Origin of the sequence: Labrenzia sp. PHM005, assembly GCF_006517275.1 — a bacterium.
GTDB lineage: Bacteria > Pseudomonadota > Alphaproteobacteria > Rhizobiales > Stappiaceae > Roseibium.
In genome coordinates this window covers 1,868,243-1,886,275 of record NZ_CP041191.1, presented here as the reverse complement: position 1 = coordinate 1,886,275, position 18,033 = coordinate 1,868,243, and the positions used below count along the sequence as shown (strand labels likewise).

The window sequence follows — 18,033 nt, the reverse complement described above, 5'->3', positions numbered from 1 at the left end:
ATTAAGGCAACTGCCCATGGACCGACCGCTTCTGGAAGACATACGCGACCGGCTGGATGAATTCACAGCAATGGAAAAAAAGGCCGCACACGCCTTGATGGCCAATTATCCGGTTCAAGGTTTGGGAACCGTTGCAGAGTTCGCCAAAGCCGCCGGTGTCAGCTCGCCGACGATCCTGAGATTCGTCTCAAGGCTCGGCTTTCCAGGGTTTGCGGAATTCCAGAAAAAACTGCGCGGCGAGCTCGAAAGCCAACTGAATTCGCCGCTCGCCCGCAGCACAAGCCTGGCGCAGGACACTGCCGGCGATCCGCATGTCGGCCAGCTAATCGACAACATCCGCGAGACATTTGATCATTTGCCGAAGGGAGAGCTGGATGGCCTGATCAAACTCTTGGCTGATGAACGTAAGACCATTCATATCATTGGCGGCCGGTTCACCGACAGCCTTGCCCGATACATCGCCGCACACCTGCGGATTGTCCGGCCAAACGTGCTGCACGTTGCTGGTCAGCATGGCAATTGGCTCGATCAGCTGATTGGTATTGGGCCTAAGGATGTGATCCTGGTCTTCGATATCCGGCGCTATCAGGCCGAAATCATCCAATTTGCCGAAGCGGCCGCGAAACAAGGGGCAACCGTCGCACTGGTTACCGACAGCTGGATGTCGCCCATCGGCCGGATCGCAGCACATGTTCTGCCTGCCAGAGTGGCCGTGCCCTCACCCTGGGATTCATCCCTAGCGTTGATGGCAATTGCAGAAGTTTTGATCGCCGGAGTGACCCGGGAAAATCAGGACCGGGCTGAAGAACGCATGCGCACGCTGGAATCCTTGCGCAATTCTCACGATCCGACGACCGACAGCCGGACCGACACGCCCGACGTCTGACGGCCCGCATGACTATGCCGTACATGCACTGAGTTTGCCGGCCCAATCCAGGAAGAAGCCCTCGGCCTCGGCCAAATTCGCCTGTGCCTCTGCTGACAAACCTTCTTTGACCTCACCAAAATCTTTCCCAGAAATGCCCAGCACATAAGCCCTCGGCTCAGCGCCATAAAGTGTCTGGCATAGAGCAAGGACTGTTTCCGGCACCAGGCTATGGCTGCCCAGAACCTCTTGAGCGCCGGGTTTGATTTCGCGGAAGGAATAAGGAACAGAGGCGCCGATCTCCGCATCCGCGAATACCACTAGATCGTGCTGGGAAACATCGAAGGCATGTTCAGCCACGAGCTGGTAGTCGGTATCAATCTCCCAAGACGGCAGGCCTTTTGCCGCCATCGTTTCGGAAAACGCTGGCCCCAGTCCATCGTCTCCGCGCCCAGGATTGCCATAGCCAATTAGAAGCATCTTGTTGCTACTCAAAGTGACTGAGCTTTGCTGTCGACCAGGACACCGTCTGCATCAAACAGCTCAACCTGCAACGGCATCTGGCCAAGAGCGTGTGTGGCGCATGACAGACATGGATCATAAGCCCGGATTGCAACCTCAACATGGTTCAGCATGCCTTCGGTGATCTGGTCATGTCCGCTCAAGTGTTTCACCGCGACATCTTTCACCGCCCGATTCATGCCCTCGTTGTTGTGCGTCGTAGAAACAATCAGATTGCAGTAGGTCACCTGATCGTTCTCATCGACCTGGTAATGGTGGATGAGATTGCCGCGCGGGGCCTCAATGACACCAATCCCCTCGCCGCGCCGCTCACCTTTGACAATCAGATCTTCACCCTGAAGATCCGGATCGTTCAGAAGCTCGCGGATCTTTTCGACACAATGCACGACCTCAATCATCCGCGCCCAGTGGTTGGCGAGTGTGGAATTGTTGGGGTGGCCACCGGTGACCGCTTTGAGCTCCTTGTGCGCGGCATCAGCCAGCGGCGTATCGATGAAGCTCGCCGTATTCATGCGTGCAAGCGGCCCGACCCGGTACCAGCCAGCGTCCGGTCCAAGCTCCTTGATAAAGGGAAATTTCATGTAGGACCAGGAGCGCACATCCTCAATCAACCGCTCATGATACTGGCTGTAGGGCAATTGATCGAAGATCACATCGCCGGTTGAACTCAAGGTTCTGATATTGCCGTGATATAGGTCCAACGCGCCATCGTCCTCACGAACCAGGGACATGTAGTTCGATGGAAAAGACCCAAACTCGGCGACAAGATCCTCGTGCTCCAGCGTATAATCCTTGGCGAGTTTGACGGCATCGAGCGCCCACTCAAGCATGTCATCAATACTGCTGAGGAAGTGATCCCGCTGAGTGATGGTCAGATTGCGGTTGATGCCGCCCGGGACGGCACCGGTGCCATGGATCTTCTTGCCTGCCGTTGCTTCAATGATCTCCTGACCGTATTTGCGCATAAGCACGGCACGTTTGCCCAATTCCGGCTGTTCTTTGATCACCTCAAAAATATTGCGTTTTTCGGCCGGTGCGCCAAAGCCGAACAAAAGGTCAGGCGCGGCCAGATGGAAGAAATGCAGCACATGGCTCTGCATCACCTGACCGTAGTGCATCAGCCGGCGCATTTTTTCGGCAGTTGGTGTCAGTTGATCGACCCCGGCAATCATGTCCATCGCCTTTGCCGCAGCCAGATGGTGGCTGACCGGACAAATCCCGCACAGCCGCTGCACGATCACCGGCACTTCCCACATCAAACGGCCGCGAATAAACCGTTCAAAACCCCGGAATTCAACAATATGCAACCGGGCTTCATCGACCTCATTGTCCCCATTCAAGTGAATGGTGACCTTGCCGTGGCCCTCGACGCGGGTGACCGGCGAGATTTCAATCAGTCTGGGTTCGCCCATTTTGTCGCCTCTCGTCAGTCGAATTTGATCATGTCGCGTTCAAAGCCCCGGAATTTTCCGGTGAGCAGCTTTGCCAGCGTATCGAAAATGATGTCCCCTCCCGGCGCGCAGCCCGGGATCTGATAGTCGATCTTCACCACTTGATTGCAGGGATAGACCTCATCCAGCAGCAACGGCAATGCCGGGTCATTCGGGACATTGTGGGTTTTGTTGCGGATGTAGCGGCCGGTGATATAGGCCTCGTCCAGACATTCCAGCAAAGGCGCATCAGAATGCATGATGGCGTTGCGCATAGCTGGCAGGCCACCCATGATCGCGCATTGCCCGAGCGCAATCAGCACATCGCAATTGCGCCGGAAATCCTGCAGCACATGCACGTTTTCTTCGTTGCAGCATCCACCTTCGATGATGCCGATGTCACAGCGCTGGGTGAACCGTTTTTTGTCGGTCAACGGCGAGCGGTCAACGTCGACCAGTTTCATGAGTGCAATCAGCCGTTCATCGATGTCGAGGATCGCCATGTGACACCCAAAACACCCGGCCAGCGAGGCTGTTGCAATCCGGGCCTTGGGAAGCTTTGTTTGAGCAGAAACACTCATTTACGCTTCTCCTCAATGTCATGACCGATGAGCCCCTTATCGAACTCCCGTTCGCCGATCGGCGTTACGAAGCCGATCCGTTTGCGGATGATACAGCCGACCGGACAGACCTCCTTGGAAATTGCATGGTCTGTCACCTCCGCATCTGTGTCCGCAAGGTTCGCACCATTAACCGCGACGCGCCGGTGAATGCCACGGCCGACATAGCCAAAGATGCCCTTGCCATCTACATCCTGAGACGCCCGGATGCAGCGTCCGCAGCTGATGCAGCGGTTGGTATCTAGCGCGATATCCGGATGCGAAGCATCCAATGCCCGGCAGGGTTCCAGATAGGGGAACTTGGTCGCCTCGGTCATGTCGAGCCGGTAGGCCATTGCCTGCAGCTCACATTTCCCGCTCGCCTCGCAGATCGGGCACAGATGATTGCCTTCGTGAAACAGCATCTCCACCAGATCGCGGCGCATTTTGTTGAGATGCGGCGTCTCGTTTTCAACCGCTTGCCCAGGGGCGGCAGGCTGGGTGCAAGCCGACACGCTGCGCCCGCCGGCCTTCACCGTGCACACCCGGCAGCTGCCTTGATGACGCAGACCCTCGTGGTCGCACAGACGCGGGATATAAACACCCGCCTCATCAGCGGCTTCCATGATGGTTTGACCGGCATAAGCGGTCACTTCGACCCCATCGATGGTAAAACTGAAGCCGGTTTCCTTCTTCGTGCCGCTCATTGGGTAAAATCCTTGTCAAAGATGTAGGAGCGGCGTTTGGCGATTTTGCGCGCGCCATCAATGGCCGACTGAATGTCGAAGGTGTCCCGGATGCCGTCCTTGCTGGGTTTGGTCATCGCCGAATAGACCAGCGGAAAATTCTGCAAGGTCGACAGGACCGGATTGGGCGATGTCATGCCGAGGCCGCAACGGCTGGTCTCGATGATCGTGCCAGACAGATCCTTGAGGTAATCAATGTCCTCCGGATTGGCTTGCCCTTTTCGGAATTTCTGGATCGCCTTTTGCAGGAAGACATTCCCAACCCGGCAAGGTGTGCAATAGCCGCAGCTCTCATGCACAAAAAAGGACATGTAGTAGTCGACAATCTCCAAGATATTGCGCTGGCCATTGAAGACGATGATTGCACCGCCCGTTGCCAGATCGTCGAAGGTGAGTTTGCGGTGAAAACTGTCGCGGGCAATCATCGTGCCGCTTGGACCGCCCACCTGAACTGCGGCGGCATCTTGACCGCCAACCATCTCCAGAAGCTCCCAGACCGAATGGCCATAGGGCAGTTCATAGATGCCCGGATTGAGGCAATCGCCGCACACCGAAAAAAGCTTTGTGCCATGGCTGCCTTCCGTCCCCATGTCGTGGAACCACTTGGCGCCCTTGTCCAGAATGCGCGCTGCATGACAGAAAGTTTCGACGTTATTGACCACAGTCGGATAGCCGAGATAGCCCCTGTTGACGGGGAACGGTGGGCGGGTTTTTGGTTCGCCTGGCAGGCCTTCGCAAGAGCTGATCAACGCGCCTTCTTCACCGCAGATGTAGGCCCCTGCTCCCATCTGAATGCGGATGTCAAAATCGAACCGCTTCGTTCCCAGAATCTCTTTGCCCAGAAGTCCGCGCCGTCGGCGCTCTTCAAGAACCTGTTCTAGGTGCTCGCGCAAATAGACATATTCGCCGCGAAGATACAGGATCCCTTCATTTGCCCCGACCGCCCTTGCGGCAATGGTCATGCCTTCAAACAGAAGGTGCGGCCGCTCAGTCAAAAGAACCCGGTCTTTGAACGTGCCCGGTTCACCTTCATCCGCATTGCAAATGACAAACGATTTCTCAGATCGTTCTGCCGCGGCGAAACGCCATTTCCTGCCTGTCGTAAATCCGGCTCCACCACAGCCGCGTAGGCCGCTCTCTTCCACCGCCGAGATGATTTGAGCGGCGGTGATGCTGGCCGCCTTGGAAAGCCCCGCCTCCTCCGGCACTGGGCCAAGCAGGACCTCACCAGCATGGCGGACGTTGTTGTCCACCATCCGCGTTGCCCGCTCATATGGAGAGAGGCTGGAAAACCGCTCACTGATCAGTTGCTCCGGACTATGACCGGCCACTAGCGCTTCCGCCGCCGTCCGCGCACTCTCCGGCGTCAGGTTGGTCAGGACAACATCGTTGATCATGGCAGCCGGCGCCTGATCACACATGCCGATGCAGGGCGTATGTTCGAGGGAAAAGGCGCCGTCGCCGGACGTCTGTCCAACTTGGATCCCGAGGACCTCCTCAAAGGCTTTGGTTACGTCCTCCAGCCCGCAATAGCGGTCGACAATGTCATCACAGAGCCGAATGGTGATCCGGCCTTTCGGAGCGAGGGACAAAAAGGAATAGAAACTCGCAACGCCCTCAACCTCGATCCTGGTCAGGCCGGTGTGGGAAGCGATCCGGTCCATTGTTGTGGGCGCGATGCACCGGTAACGGTCTTGCACTTCGCGCAAGATATCCAGCATCCGATGTTTGTCGCTGCCATATTTTTCGCAGATTTCTTGAATGGCACCTTCGGGAACCGGTGTAATCCCACAAGCTGGTGCAGCCACACCGTTGCGATTGCCCTCACCGTTATCCATGGCAACCTCCTGGCTTTTCCCTAGCCGGAGAACCAAATTCCCCTAAATCGATTAGATAGAAAGAGCTTCCAAGCATGAGAAACCGCCGCGTCACGTATCAATTTGCTGGTGGCTCTACGGTCCCAGAGTTCCGAGAAAACGTCTTTGAGCAAGATCAACCTTTCGATCTGAAGACCACTCAAACTTTCGAGGGCAGTCCTGATGCGTCGGACTGCAACGCATACGGAGAAACAAAAAACCCGGACATTGCTGCCCGGGTTTCATTGATCAACGTATGAGATGATCACATCTTGCAGTCAGCCGCATAAGCATCTGAGTGATCGCTCAAGCCGGTGGCGATGATCTTGTTGGTGAAGACATCGCCTTCCTTGATCACTTCGCGGACATAGATGTCCTGGATCGGGTGGTGGTTGTCACCAAACTTGAAATCGCCCCGCGTGGAGGCAAAATCGGCTTCTTTCAGCGCGGCGCGGAAGGCATCGGCATCTTTCACGTCAGCCTTTCCCATCGCAGACAACAGAAGATTGGCCGTATCAAATCCTTGGGACGCATAAAGCGACGGCAGGCGGCCGTACTCAGCCTGGAAGCTTTCGACAAAAGCCTTATTGGCCGGATTATCGATGTCTTTGGACCATTGGCTGGTGTTCTTCACGCCCATTGCCGCATCACCAACAGCCTGCAGGATCCCCTGGTCAAAGGAGAAGGCCGGGCCAACAACGGGAAGATCAATGCCGCTGCCAGCAAGCTGCTTCAGGAACGAAATTCCCATACCGCCAGGCAGGAAGAAGAAGATGCTATCAGCACCAGAAGATCGGATCTGAGCCAATTCAGCCGCGTAATCTGTCTGGCCGAGTTTGGTGTAGAGCTCACCTGCAAGATCGCCGCCGTAAAAGCGCTTGTAGCCGGTCAGAGCGTCTTTACCTGCTGGATAGTTCGGCGCCAGAATGAAACTGTTTTTGTATCCCTGATCCTTGGCATAAGCGCCTGCGGCTTCATGAAGGTTGTCGTTCTGCCAAGCCACATTGAAGTAATTCGGATGGCATCCCTTGCCCGCAAGAGCCGACGGGCCTGCGTTCGGGGACAGATAGAATTTGCCCTGAGCTGTCACCGACGGCACCACGGCCATAGCAAGGTTTGACCAGATGATGCCGGTCAGGACGTCGACGTTTTCAGATTGAACCAGCTTGTCCGCCAACTGGACTGCGATGTCCGGCTTGCGCTGGTCATCTTCGATGATCACTTCGATGTTTTCATTGCCGGATTGTTTGACCGCCAGATTGAAGCCATCGCGCACATCAATACCGAGCCCGGCACCGCCGCCAGACAATGTCGTGATCATGCCGACCTTAACCGGGTCTGCCACGGCTGCTCCGGTCAGCATCGCCAAAACGCTTGCTGTTGCCGCAAGTCTCTTCAACATATGAAATTCCCCTCTTCAAGAACCAATACGGGCCTTTTTATGCTGGCCCTTGGACCGCAGCTTACCCAGAGGAGCAGAAGAGGGAAACTTGATTTTTGGTCCGGCTGGTCAGATTTCTTTCGACAGTCGAAGAATACGTTAGAGTTCCGTGCGCACGTGCCAGAGTTCGGGGAAGAGCTCCACTTCCAGCATCCGCTTCAGATAGGTCACCCCACCAGTTCCGCCGGTCCCACGTTTGAAACCGATCACCCGTTCCACCGTGGTGACATGGTTGAACCGCCAGCGCCGGAAGTAATCCTCCAGATCGACCAGCTTCTCGCCAACTTCATAGAGCGCCCAGTGTTTGCCCGGATCTTGATAGACCTTCTGCCAAAGCGCCATGATTTCCGGCACTTCCGTGTGTGGGCGGTCCGCCGGTGTGGCAGTTACCGCTTCCGGCACATCCAATCCCTGCCTGCGGGCAAACTCCAATACCACCTGATAAATACTCGGTTTGGCCAGCTCTTCTTTCAACAAATCCAAGCTCTCCGGCACATGCTCATGCGGGCGGATCATCGCTGTGTTGCGGTTGCCCAGCGCATATTCGATCAAGCGGTATTGCAGGGATTGGAAACCGGACGACAGGCCTAAAGAATCGCGAAACTGGGTGTAATCGCTCGGCGTCATAGTCCGCAGAACATCCCAGGCCGAGTTCAGTTGCTCCATGATCCGGCTGACCCGCGCCAGCAATTTCATGGCTTCCGGCATATGATCTTCGGAAATCGCGGTTCGCGCCCCTTCCAATTCATGCAGCATCAGCTTCATCCAGAGTTCGGATGTTTGGTGCTGGATGATAAACAGCAATTCATCTGGTGCGTCCGACAGCGGCGCTTGCGAACTCAAGATCCTTTCAAGACCCAGGTAGTCGCCGTAAGACATCTTGCCGGAAAACGCCATTTCCGCGCCTTCGGCTTCCGGATTGTAGGCTCCTGACTGGGTATCATTCTTTTTGCTCATGTTTTCTCCCGCCCAAATCTGCCTGAAACGTTTCAGCTCTGAAGGAGAGACGCAAGACCAATCGGCTCGGTCGGACAAAATTCCACCTAAAACCGTATTGAAGACGGTTCAAAACGGAACCTGTCATCCAGAATTGAAAGCCAGAGTGTCAGTTTCCTGCAGCATTCAGAATGGCTTGGGCTGAAAAATCATAACCGGTATGTCCTGTTATGACTTTGCTAAACTGGGCGAAGTCGATTTTCGACCAGTCGCCGTCACCCAATTTTTCTAAGTATTTACCGACGTTTTCTGGAGTAATCGCAGACATCTTGAAATTGACCACAGCCGAGCCTGCTTTTCCTGGAGCGATGGCAGAGTACTGTGAACTGCTATGATGAAAGTCGTACAACATCACTGCAGCCCAAGCGCCAGCAAAAAAATGTCCGCCATGAGACATCGCCAACGCGCCGGTGGATACTGCATACATGCCGGGACGGGACCAATTCAGCCCAACCAGAGCAATGTCTTTTCCTGGAACTAGTCCAAGTTCTGCCGCCGCTTTCCCAGCTGCTAAAGCGATATCATCGTTGGCCGCCCATATGGCGTCCACCGTTGTCCGCGCCAAATAATTTTTCGCCCTGGCGTATGCGAGTGCGCTGCTCCATTCTACCGGGATCGCTCTCAACAGTTCGAGATTGTCCTCCTCCGCCAAACCACGAAGCATGCCTTGCTCCCGGTCCAGAGCAGCAGGTGTGCTTTCATCTCCTGTCAAAGCCAAAACACGCAGCACGGGCGACGCCGAATGTAACGATCTGGCTGCAGAGATGAGAGACTTGGCCATCTCATAGCCGGCAGTTTCATTGTCTGGAATTATCGATGCAACAAGCTGGTTCTCTATGCCAGGCTCCTGCAGGACAACCTGCATTTGATATGCTGACAACGTGTTGAGCAGGAACAGTATTTTAACCGGCTTTTGGCGCAACATCTTCGCAAGGCGTGTGCCTTCTTGGAGTTCGTTCACAAGAACAAAATAGTCTGGCAAATCCCCTCGATCCAATCGCTCTTGTAGAAGTTTCTCCATCGCGTAAGGGCGCCGGTTTGCGTTGAGGATCTCCAGATCAATATCGAGATCCCCGGCTGCCGCTGCCATGGTTTTGGAGACTTCCCCCCAAAAGCTGCCGTCACCGCCTGGATTGATAAACGTAATTTTGAAACCGGACGAGAAAGCAGGCGAACCAAAACCCGCAATTGCGAGGACAAGTACAAATATAAAATATCTACCTGCAGTCATAAAAGAAAGCGTCTCCTTTCCAGCAGTCACTCCATTTTATGAACACTGCAACCAAAGGAAAAGTAGGTACTTTTTCCAATACCCTTAGGCTACCCCATTATGGATCAGCCCCTTCCAGATGGCCCTTTTCCTGAAATTTTCCCTTTAAGTTGAGCACCTTGCGCTTATCTGAGTTGGATGTGTTATGCCCAGATGGCCCGATCATCCTTGTCAAAGAAATGCATGCGGCTTTCATCGAATTTCAGTCCGATACGCGCGCCTTCTTCAATGGTTTCGCTGCCACTGATACGCACCAAAATGGTGTCTAAACCGTCCAACGCTACATAAAGGAACGTGTCAGCGCCCAAATACTCGGCCACTTCGACCGAACCCGTGCAATGCCCCTCTTCTGGTGCAACTACATGCATGTGCTCCGGACGGATTCCAAGTTTGACCGGGGATCGAGTAGCATTGGAATGCGGATAGTGGCCGCCGCCATGGCCATCCAGCGAAAATGCATCGCCTTCGACAGAACACGGCAGAACATTCATTTTCGGCGAACCGATGAACTGGGCGACAAACAGATTGTCCGGCCGTTCATAGAGTTCGCGCGGTGAACCGACCTGCTCAATCTCCCCGGATTGCAGCACAACGATCTTGTCGGCCAAGGTCATGGCTTCGACCTGATCGTGTGTCACATATATCATCGTCGTGCCGAGGCTCTTGTGCAGCCGGGCCACTTCAAAACGCATTTCTACCCGAAGAGCAGCATCAAGGTTCGACAAGGGTTCATCGAACAAAAACGCACTTGGTTCACGCACGATTGCCCGGCCGATTGCCACCCGCTGACGCTGGCCGCCTGAGAGTGCCTTCGGGCGCCGATCAAGGTAGTCATCGAGCTTCAAGATTTCAGCTGCACCATTGACCTTGCGGTCGATCTCGGCCTTTGGCACGCCTGCTGTTTTCAATCCGAAACCGACGTTTTCGCGCACGGACATATGCGGATAAAGCGCATAAGACTGAAACACCATCGACAGGCCACGGCCGGACGGCGGCAAAGCGGTGACATCCTTACCGTCAATCTCGATTCCGCCGCGGCTGGATTCTTCCAGACCGGAGATCAACCGCAATAAGGTCGATTTTCCACAGCCGGACGGGCCAACAAAAATCACGAACTCGCCGTCTTGAATATCGAGATCGATCCCCTTGATGACCTGCAGGTCACCAAACCATTTTTCGACGCGTTTGAGCTGGATCGCTCCCATGTCTTTCTCCCCGCCCTCTTAAGCTGCCTGTTCTGCGTGTGATGGCGTTGCCCAGGCAAGCCAGATTGCTGCGGTCCAGGAAAAGGACCCGCCTCCCGCGGCGACTGCGGTTTCCGGACTGAAGTATTCTGCAAAACCGCCTGATTGAATGAGGGCTGCCGTATCGGCGCGCAAGCGCTCGGCGCGGACGGCGTCCCCAGCTTCCGAAAGGCCTCTGGAAATCATGAAATTGACCATCGCCCAGACAGGCCCCCGCCAATACCGCAGATGCTCAAACTTCGGGTGATCCGGGTCATAGGACGGCATCAGATACCGAACCTTGGAACCAATCCGGTCGAAGTGATCCTGCACCGCGGGAAGAACATCAGGGCCGGAAAGGCCTGCGTAAGGCGCCAGAAAGGACGCGCTCGACACACCATCCGTCAGCTTGCCCGTCCGCAAATCGAGCGCAACATGGGCTTTCAGGTCCGGGTTCCAAAGCCGGGCCGCACCGCTTTCCAAACGGGAAATCCAACCTTCGATCTCTGCCATATGTTCCTTCAGACCCAGCTTACCGGCAAGCGCCAGAAGGTCCCGACAGGCCCTTAAGAGGATAAAGGTGATGCCGGGATCAGCTACGAAGAACGGACACGTCCGGGCGACTTTTTCCGGATCCCAGCCAACTTTCCGGCACGCGGCAACGATGGAGAGATACCGGTCATAGTCTTCCTTGTGCGGGCGCATTTCCGGGTCGACGTGAGATGTATCCTTGCGCACATAAGGCTCGACATCCTTGACCTCGACCGCCCGCAAAGCGTCATCCCAATCCGGCAAATTATCCCGACCAGATTCCCAAGGATGAATAACCGCCACAACACCCAGGCCGTCCGGATCCCGGTACTGCATGTACCAGCGATGCCAATGCAGGATTTTGGGAAAGAGCCCCTTGGCTCTGCCCGCTGCGGCATCACTGCTGTCCAGTTCAAGCAGATCACGCACAATGGTCGCGGCCACCGGCGGCTGGGAATGACCCGAGCTTGGGATCGGTCCGCCATCGGTTCCCCAGACAGACGGCCCGGGGAAATAACTTGGATCGTCCTTACGGAACAGGATGTGCGGCACCATGCCGTCCCGCCACTGGCCTTCGAACAACAGCTCGATTTCCCGCCAGGCGCGATCCGGGTTGAAAGTCGCGAACCCGCGGGCGACAAAAACGGAATCCCAGTTCCACTGGTAGGGATAAAGCCCTTTTGTGGGAACCGTATAACCGCCTTGATCATTGCCGATCAGGATGTCGCGGGCGGTTTGATCTAGATCGTTCTGTGACACACAAGTCTCCTTGAGCTTCTTGGGAGCTCTTTGATGAAGATGATCAGCCCTTCACGCTGCCGGCCGTCAGGCCCTGGACAAGGAAGCGTTCGAACCAAAGGAATATGAAGAGAACAGGAACTGTCGCGATCACTGCACCGGCCATCAAATGCTGGCGCGGTACCTCCGAGGAATTCAGCGACACGACGCCCCGTGACAGCGTGAAGATGTCCGGATCGTCCAGGAACATGAAAGCAAAAAGGAATTCGTTCCAGGCAATCATGAAGACATAAAGCGACACGGAGGCCAGCGCCGGCAGGGAGAGCGGCAAGGTGATTTTCAAGATGACACCCAGCCGCGACAGGCCGTCCATCAGTCCCGCCTCTTCCAGTTCCGATGGCAGTCCGCGGAAATAGCCCTGTAACATGTAGAGCGCGACGGGAATGGTCGTTGCCGGATAAACGATCAGAAGACCGGTCAGCGTGTTGCGCAATCCAAGCTGCGAGAACACCGCATAAAGCGGGATCACTAGAACGATCGCGGGAACCATGTAGATCAACAGCACCGAGCGGGACAGAAACGCTTGGCCTGGGAATCGCAGCCGAGAGACTGCATAAGCCCCGGGGACAGAAAACAGCAGCGTCAGGATCACGGTCGCGACGGAGACAAAGGCCGACACCATCAGATAACGCCCAAAATTGAATTTCGTGAACAGCTCCACATAGGAGCGGAACAGACCGTCAAACCCTTGGGAAAGGTCGATGGAAAGGTCCAGCGGATTGGCAAGCAACGTTTGCTGGCTTTTCAGGGACGTCATCACCATCACATAAAACGGCAGCGCCACGATGATGGTGAACACCACAAAGCCTATACCCTTGAAGATCCGGATGTAAATGACTTCCCGGTGGTAGCGCGACATGGCTCCTAGGCTTGCCCCGTCGAGGCTGACCTTGTTTGCAGCTGTTACACAGCCAACAAAGGCGATCAATCCCGCCATTTGCCAGAGCGGAACGCTTGAGAGCGGCAAGGTGAAGGGAGCTGCAAAGGTGCCCGCCAACAGGACCAGCGTTGTAACCAGTGCCGACAGCGCCCAGGCCGGAAGTCCTGCAGCATCCGATGTCTGGCGCCAGACAAAAACCAACGCTCCGAGCAGCCCAGCCAACCCAGCGGCAGTGGCTTGCGGGAGAGCAACTTCGCCCGTGACCAGCGTTAGCGTAACACCGATGACCACCATGGCGGTCACACCCCAAATCAGGCCAGTGATGGCCGCAATAAGAACGCTGCCGGGTCTCATAGGCCTTCCTCCTTGGGTGAGAAGTGCAAGAAGAGCGTTGCAAAGGTCACCAGAACCACAAAGACGACCACAGCAACGGCTGCACCCGCGCCGAGGTTGGAGAGTGCAAAACCTTGCTCATAAACATCGACGGTCAGTGTCCGCGTACCAGCGTTGCCACCCGTCAGCAGGAAGATGTCGTCGAACTTGTTGAACGTCCAAATGAATCGCAGCAGGAACAACACCGACAGGATGCCCATTAACTGCGGCAGCGACAGATACCAGAACTGCTGCAACGGCGTGGCACCATCCATCTCGGCCGCTTCATAGATATCTGTGTTGAGAGACTGCATCCGCGCCAGAATGAACAGGAAAGACAGCGGAAAATACCGCCAGGCCTCAAAGGCGATCACCGTTGAGAGCGCCAGCGGAAACTCCATCGGAATGCCGAAGAACGAAAACTCGACAGCGCGCTGGCCGAAGAAATTGATCGGATCTGCAACCACGCCCATCTTGGTCAAAAGCGCATTCAAAGTGCCTGAAAAGGGATCGAACAGAACGACCCAGGTAAAGGCAACCGCGATCACCGGCGACACATAGGGGAAGAGAAACAGCCCCCGCAGAAAACCCCGGCCTTTGAAAGACGTGTTCAAAAGCTGGGCGGCAAACAGACCGAGCACCAAAGCTCCGGCGGTGCCAAAAATCGTGTAGTAGAACGTCACCCGGAGCACCGACCAGAACTCGTGCGCATCAAAGATCCGGCTGAAGTTTTCGAAGGTGAATTCAAAGTTCGTCAGAACGTTATCGGCATCCCCTGACACCTCCGGAACGCTAGCCCGTTCCGGCCGGTCGGCGGACAGATAGCTTTCTGACACCGTGCCTTCAAAGCGTAGACGTTCACGCCACTTCGGCGGCACATTGCCAATATCACATGTGATGGCTAAGCCTTGCACCGTACATGTTTCTGGCACGGCGGTAACATCAAAACCCGCAGGAAGCTGGTCACGCAGGACCACGTCGCGGATTTCCTTGTCCTGCGAAGAATTGCGCAGCCGGTATTCAAGAGTTGCCGCATCGCCCGGCGCTGCCGGTTTGCCGCGCATGCGCTCGTTAACAAGGACACTCGGCGGCCGGAGGTCGGCCAATTGCACCGGCTTGAAGCTGATCCAGAAATTGGCCAGCAGCGGCCCGGCAACAATCGCCAGAATGATCAGGAAGGTCGGCGCCAGCATCAAATAGGCAAGCCGCATTTCCCGGCGTTGCATCGGCCCTATGCCTTTCGGCGGCCGCGGCTGTGCAATGGTCTGCTCTTGAGCGGTCATTTTTCTGCTTCAAGTTTCGATGCGGACAGGAAGAAAAGTGTGTCGGTCACTAGGCTTCGCCGGACAATCCGCCGAATCAATTCGTTTCGCTTCATCCTCGTTTCATCCTGCGGACGCGGAAACGGGCGCCGACGGATTAAGCAAAGAAGTGATTGGCAGGCCCGCATTCTTATAAAACGCGGGCCGCCGGAGAGGTTACTGGATCTTGGCCAGTTCTTCGTTCAGCTGAGCTACAGTCTGAGCCGCATCCCGTTCGCCGTCGATGTACTCGCGCACCAGACGGTTGATCACTTGGCTGTTGATGATCTTGGACGCCAATGACAGCTGGCCTTCCTTCACACCCCAACGTGCAGCGGTGTCGAGACCGGATACGATCGTGCTGATGGTTTCAGGATCATAAAGCTCAGTGAGCGGCGCCTTACGGTCCACACCAACCGGCAACTTGGACCAGCCTTCAACAAAGGCTGTTGCATTGTCCTTGGTGCCGCGCCGGATTGGGAACTTGCCTTCCGGAGCGATTGATAAGGTCGACATATAGCCATCGTCCATTGAGAACTCGACAAACTGCATGGCTGCATCCGTATCCGCATCGTTGGTGATGCCGAAGTAGCGGACGTCACCCCATGCTGCGCCAGCCGGATTGGACGGACCTTTCAAAGTGGTCACGATCCCAGTTTTGGAAGCGAGCTCCTTGGAAGTCGGGTCATCCGTAATGGTTGGCGGTGCACTGTCACGCAGACCAGCCAGCTCATCAAGAATGAACGGAGACCAGATGATCATCGCAGCTTTGCCAGCAAAATACAGCTCACGAGACTGCTTCCAGAAAAGATCACCCGGAGGCGATGCTTTTGCGATGGCCTTGTAGAATTCGAGCGCTTCCACAGTCTTTTTCTCGTCCAGAGCCTTGAAGCCCTTACTGTCGACCGGGCTGACACCGTTTGCCAGAAGCACATGCTCCAGAACCTGGCTCATGAAGTTCTCGTCGACCTTGGTCGCGGCGACAAAAGCAAACATTTCCGGCGGATTGTGCAGTTTTTCAACGGCTGCCAAGACGCTTTCGTAGCTGTCCGGTGCAGCAAGACCGTTCGCTTCGAACAGGTCCTTGCGGTAGACGACCATTTGAGTCCAGCCATCGACCGGGACTGACGCAATGCCGCCTTCCACCGACGCCATGGCCACCGCGCCGGGTGCAAAGGTGCCGGTTCCCAGGTTTTCCAGAACCTCAGTTGCAGCATCTGTATCCAAGATGCCCGCTTCTGCCCAAGGCAGCGCATACTGCAACGGATGGTAAATCACATCCGGAAGATCACCAGCCGCAAAGGCTGCAGTCGCGCGGGTTCCAAGATCCGATTCAGTGACCGGAATAACATCAATCTCAATGCCGGTTTTTTCTTTGAACGCTGCCGCCATCTCTTCCTGTTTGGCCAAGCGCTCCGGCTGTTCTTCAGTTGTCCAGAAACGCAAGGTTTCTGCCTGAGCCGCGGTCAATCCCAGTGCGAGCACACCCGCAATGGTCGAGGTCAGGAAAGTACTCCTCCCAATCATATCAGTCTCCCTTACTGCCAGGTCATGGCTGTTGGTTCAGCCGGTGCCGGAGCACGTCAGCCAGTGCCTCCGGTGTTCTTTGCGGTGCGCCATCGGAGGCGCGCCGGATCAAGGTTGCTTCGGCAAGCGCTTTCAGGCTTGTCGGATCTTTGCCATCCAGAACGTCGACCAGCATGCGGGCAACACGGCTGCCGGCATCGAGTGCGCTCTGGGAAAAGGTGGTCAGCGGCGGATCGAGATATTCGCCAAAAGGCAACCCGTCATATCCAATGACGGTCACATCCTTGCCGACCTCAAGGCCGTACTTGCGGCAAAACTGGATTGCGCCGATCGCCAGAGCGTCGGTGACGCAGAGCAACGCCGTCGGCGGTGTCTCGAGTTTTGCCAAAAGCGCTTTAGCTCCGGCAAATCCGCCTTTTTCATCGAGATCCTGCAAGGTCTCCAACGCCGGATCATGCGCCACTCCGAGCGCTTCCAGACCGGCGCGATAGCCGTTCCGGCGCTGCTGCGCAAAATTCAGTTCCAGGGAACCACCGAGAAACCCGATCCGGCTGTGGCCAAGGCTGTAGATGTGGCGCACACCGTCGGCAAAGGCCTTCTCGTTGTCGATGTCAAACCAGGCATGGGTGTCGGGAAAACTTGACCGGCCATGAGTGACAAAGGGGAACCCTTGCTCACTCAGGAAGGCAATGCGCGGATCTTCGACTTCGGTTCGAGTCAGGATAAATCCATCAACTTTCCGGCGGGCGATCAGCCGTTGAATGGTCTCGATCATGTGCTCCCGCGAGTGGGCAGTCGTCACAAGAAGATCCAAACCGAGTTCGTCGAGCGCGCGAGCGATCCCATCGATGAATTCTGCTAAAAACGGGTCCGCGCCACTGCCATGGCCGACCGGAATTACAATGCCGAGCGTGTCCTGCCGGCCGCGTTTGAGATTGCGTGCGGTCGCCGAGGGCTGATAACCGAGATCCTGAACAGCTTTCAAAATCCGTTTGCGGGTCGCCTCAGAAATGTCGGTGTAGTTGTTCAGGACCCGGGACACGGTTCCCTTTGCAACGCCGACATGGCGCGCAACATCATCGATTGTCACGGAACCGCGGTGACCCGGCATTTATCCTCCCGTGGGCCAATTAGGCCCTGTCATTGTTCTTTGCCGCGCATCAAAGAGGCGTGGCGCTTGTTTCAACAATGCTTCCAAAACCGATTTCGGAAGTCAACAAAATCGGTTTTGCGAATTCACAAAACCGATTTTGCAAAGCGGGAAGATATTGACGCAACAGCAAAACTTATCTGGATTCTTGTTTCGGAAAATTGTTGTTTCGCGGCCTCACTACACCTAGGGATTGCACTTTTGCAAAGCGCACCCCTTGACTCACTCCCACAAACGCAAGGCCTTCACATTTAGAAATAAACTCGGATGCTGAAAAATAGCTCCGATCTCACCCACGTCTGCCATCCTCGTTGCAGCGCAGCGGAGACCGGGGAACCACTCGCTTGCAGAGCTTCAACAAAATCACTCATGACTTGCGGCAAGTGGCAAAGCGAGTAGATCCCCGATCAAATCGGGGATGACCACACTGGACAAGCTCAGGCTGACTATCTTCCTTTGAAACGTGCGGCTTCGCTGGCAATGGATTTTATAAGCGAATGCCATTCTCCAACGACTTGAGCTCGAA

15 protein-coding genes are annotated in these 18,033 nt (G+C 55.7%); 1 reads left to right on the top strand and 14 read right to left on the bottom strand.

Annotated features, from left to right (window positions below):
* Positions 1-16: 16 nt before the first annotated feature.
* Positions 17-886 carry a MurR/RpiR family transcriptional regulator gene (locus tag FJ695_RS08535; protein ID WP_141185041.1) on the top strand — a complete coding sequence of 290 codons (870 nt, stop codon included), beginning with the start codon at positions 17-19 and terminating at the stop codon, positions 884-886.
* 12 nt (positions 887-898) lie between these two features.
* Here the strand turns inward: FJ695_RS08535 and FJ695_RS08530 are convergent, their stop codons facing one another.
* From FJ695_RS08530 to FJ695_RS08465, 14 genes are all read right to left on the bottom strand, one after another.
* Positions 899-1,345, bottom strand: coding sequence for a hydrogenase maturation protease (locus tag FJ695_RS08530; RefSeq protein ID WP_141185040.1), 447 nt, complete (start codon positions 1,343-1,345; stop codon positions 899-901).
* Between the two features lie 11 nt (positions 1,346-1,356).
* Positions 1,357-2,799 (bottom strand): Ni/Fe hydrogenase subunit alpha, encoded by a 1,443-nt coding sequence (locus FJ695_RS08525; protein WP_141185039.1) that lies wholly within the window; start codon positions 2,797-2,799, stop codon positions 1,357-1,359.
* 14 nt (positions 2,800-2,813) lie between these two features.
* On the bottom strand, positions 2,814-3,398 hold the full coding sequence (locus FJ695_RS08520; RefSeq protein ID WP_141185038.1) for an NADP oxidoreductase: 585 nt from the start codon (positions 3,396-3,398) through the stop codon (positions 2,814-2,816).
* Complete coding sequence (locus FJ695_RS08515) at positions 3,395-4,123, bottom strand: 2Fe-2S iron-sulfur cluster-binding protein (protein ID WP_141185037.1); 729 nt, start codon at positions 4,121-4,123, stop codon at positions 3,395-3,397. Before FJ695_RS08515 ends, FJ695_RS08520 begins: the two co-directional genes overlap by 4 nt.
* Positions 4,120-6,000, bottom strand: a complete 1,881-nt coding sequence (locus FJ695_RS08510; RefSeq protein WP_141185036.1) for an NAD(P)H-dependent oxidoreductase subunit E — start codon at positions 5,998-6,000, stop codon at positions 4,120-4,122. Before FJ695_RS08510 ends, FJ695_RS08515 begins: the two co-directional genes overlap by 4 nt.
* A 283-nt stretch (positions 6,001-6,283) precedes the next feature.
* The gene (locus FJ695_RS08505; protein WP_209010975.1) at positions 6,284-7,420 is read right to left on the bottom strand and encodes an ABC transporter substrate-binding protein; all 1,137 of its coding nucleotides are present in this window, start codon (positions 7,418-7,420) and stop codon (positions 6,284-6,286) included.
* Positions 7,421-7,558: 138 nt separating this feature from the next.
* Positions 7,559-8,416: a tryptophan 2,3-dioxygenase gene (gene kynA, locus FJ695_RS08500; protein ID WP_141185035.1), complete on the bottom strand. Its 858-nt coding sequence runs from the start codon at positions 8,414-8,416 to the stop codon at positions 7,559-7,561.
* Between the two features lie 148 nt (positions 8,417-8,564).
* Positions 8,565-9,716 (bottom strand): ABC transporter substrate-binding protein, encoded by a 1,152-nt coding sequence (locus FJ695_RS08495; protein ID WP_209010974.1) that lies wholly within the window; start codon positions 9,714-9,716, stop codon positions 8,565-8,567.
* A gap of 152 nt (positions 9,717-9,868) precedes the next feature.
* A complete protein-coding gene (locus FJ695_RS08490) occupies positions 9,869-10,930 on the bottom strand; it encodes an ABC transporter ATP-binding protein (protein WP_141185034.1) in 1,062 nt (353 codons plus the stop codon).
* Between the two features lie 18 nt (positions 10,931-10,948).
* Positions 10,949-12,238, bottom strand: coding sequence for a hypothetical protein (locus tag FJ695_RS08485; RefSeq protein WP_141185033.1), 1,290 nt, complete (start codon positions 12,236-12,238; stop codon positions 10,949-10,951).
* Between the two features lie 43 nt (positions 12,239-12,281).
* Complete coding sequence (locus FJ695_RS08480) at positions 12,282-13,511, bottom strand: carbohydrate ABC transporter permease (protein WP_141185032.1); 1,230 nt, start codon at positions 13,509-13,511, stop codon at positions 12,282-12,284.
* Positions 13,508-14,812 (bottom strand): carbohydrate ABC transporter permease, encoded by a 1,305-nt coding sequence (locus FJ695_RS08475; RefSeq protein ID WP_141185031.1) that lies wholly within the window; start codon positions 14,810-14,812, stop codon positions 13,508-13,510. The genes FJ695_RS08480 and FJ695_RS08475 overlap by 4 nt, the downstream gene beginning before the upstream one ends.
* Positions 14,813-15,007: 195 nt before the next feature.
* On the bottom strand, positions 15,008-16,357 hold the full coding sequence (locus FJ695_RS08470; RefSeq protein ID WP_141185030.1) for an ABC transporter substrate-binding protein: 1,350 nt from the start codon (positions 16,355-16,357) through the stop codon (positions 15,008-15,010).
* Between the two features lie 22 nt (positions 16,358-16,379).
* Positions 16,380-17,468: a LacI family DNA-binding transcriptional regulator gene (locus tag FJ695_RS08465; RefSeq protein WP_141185029.1), complete on the bottom strand. Its 1,089-nt coding sequence runs from the start codon at positions 17,466-17,468 to the stop codon at positions 16,380-16,382.
* Positions 17,469-18,033: the final 565 nt, after the last annotated feature.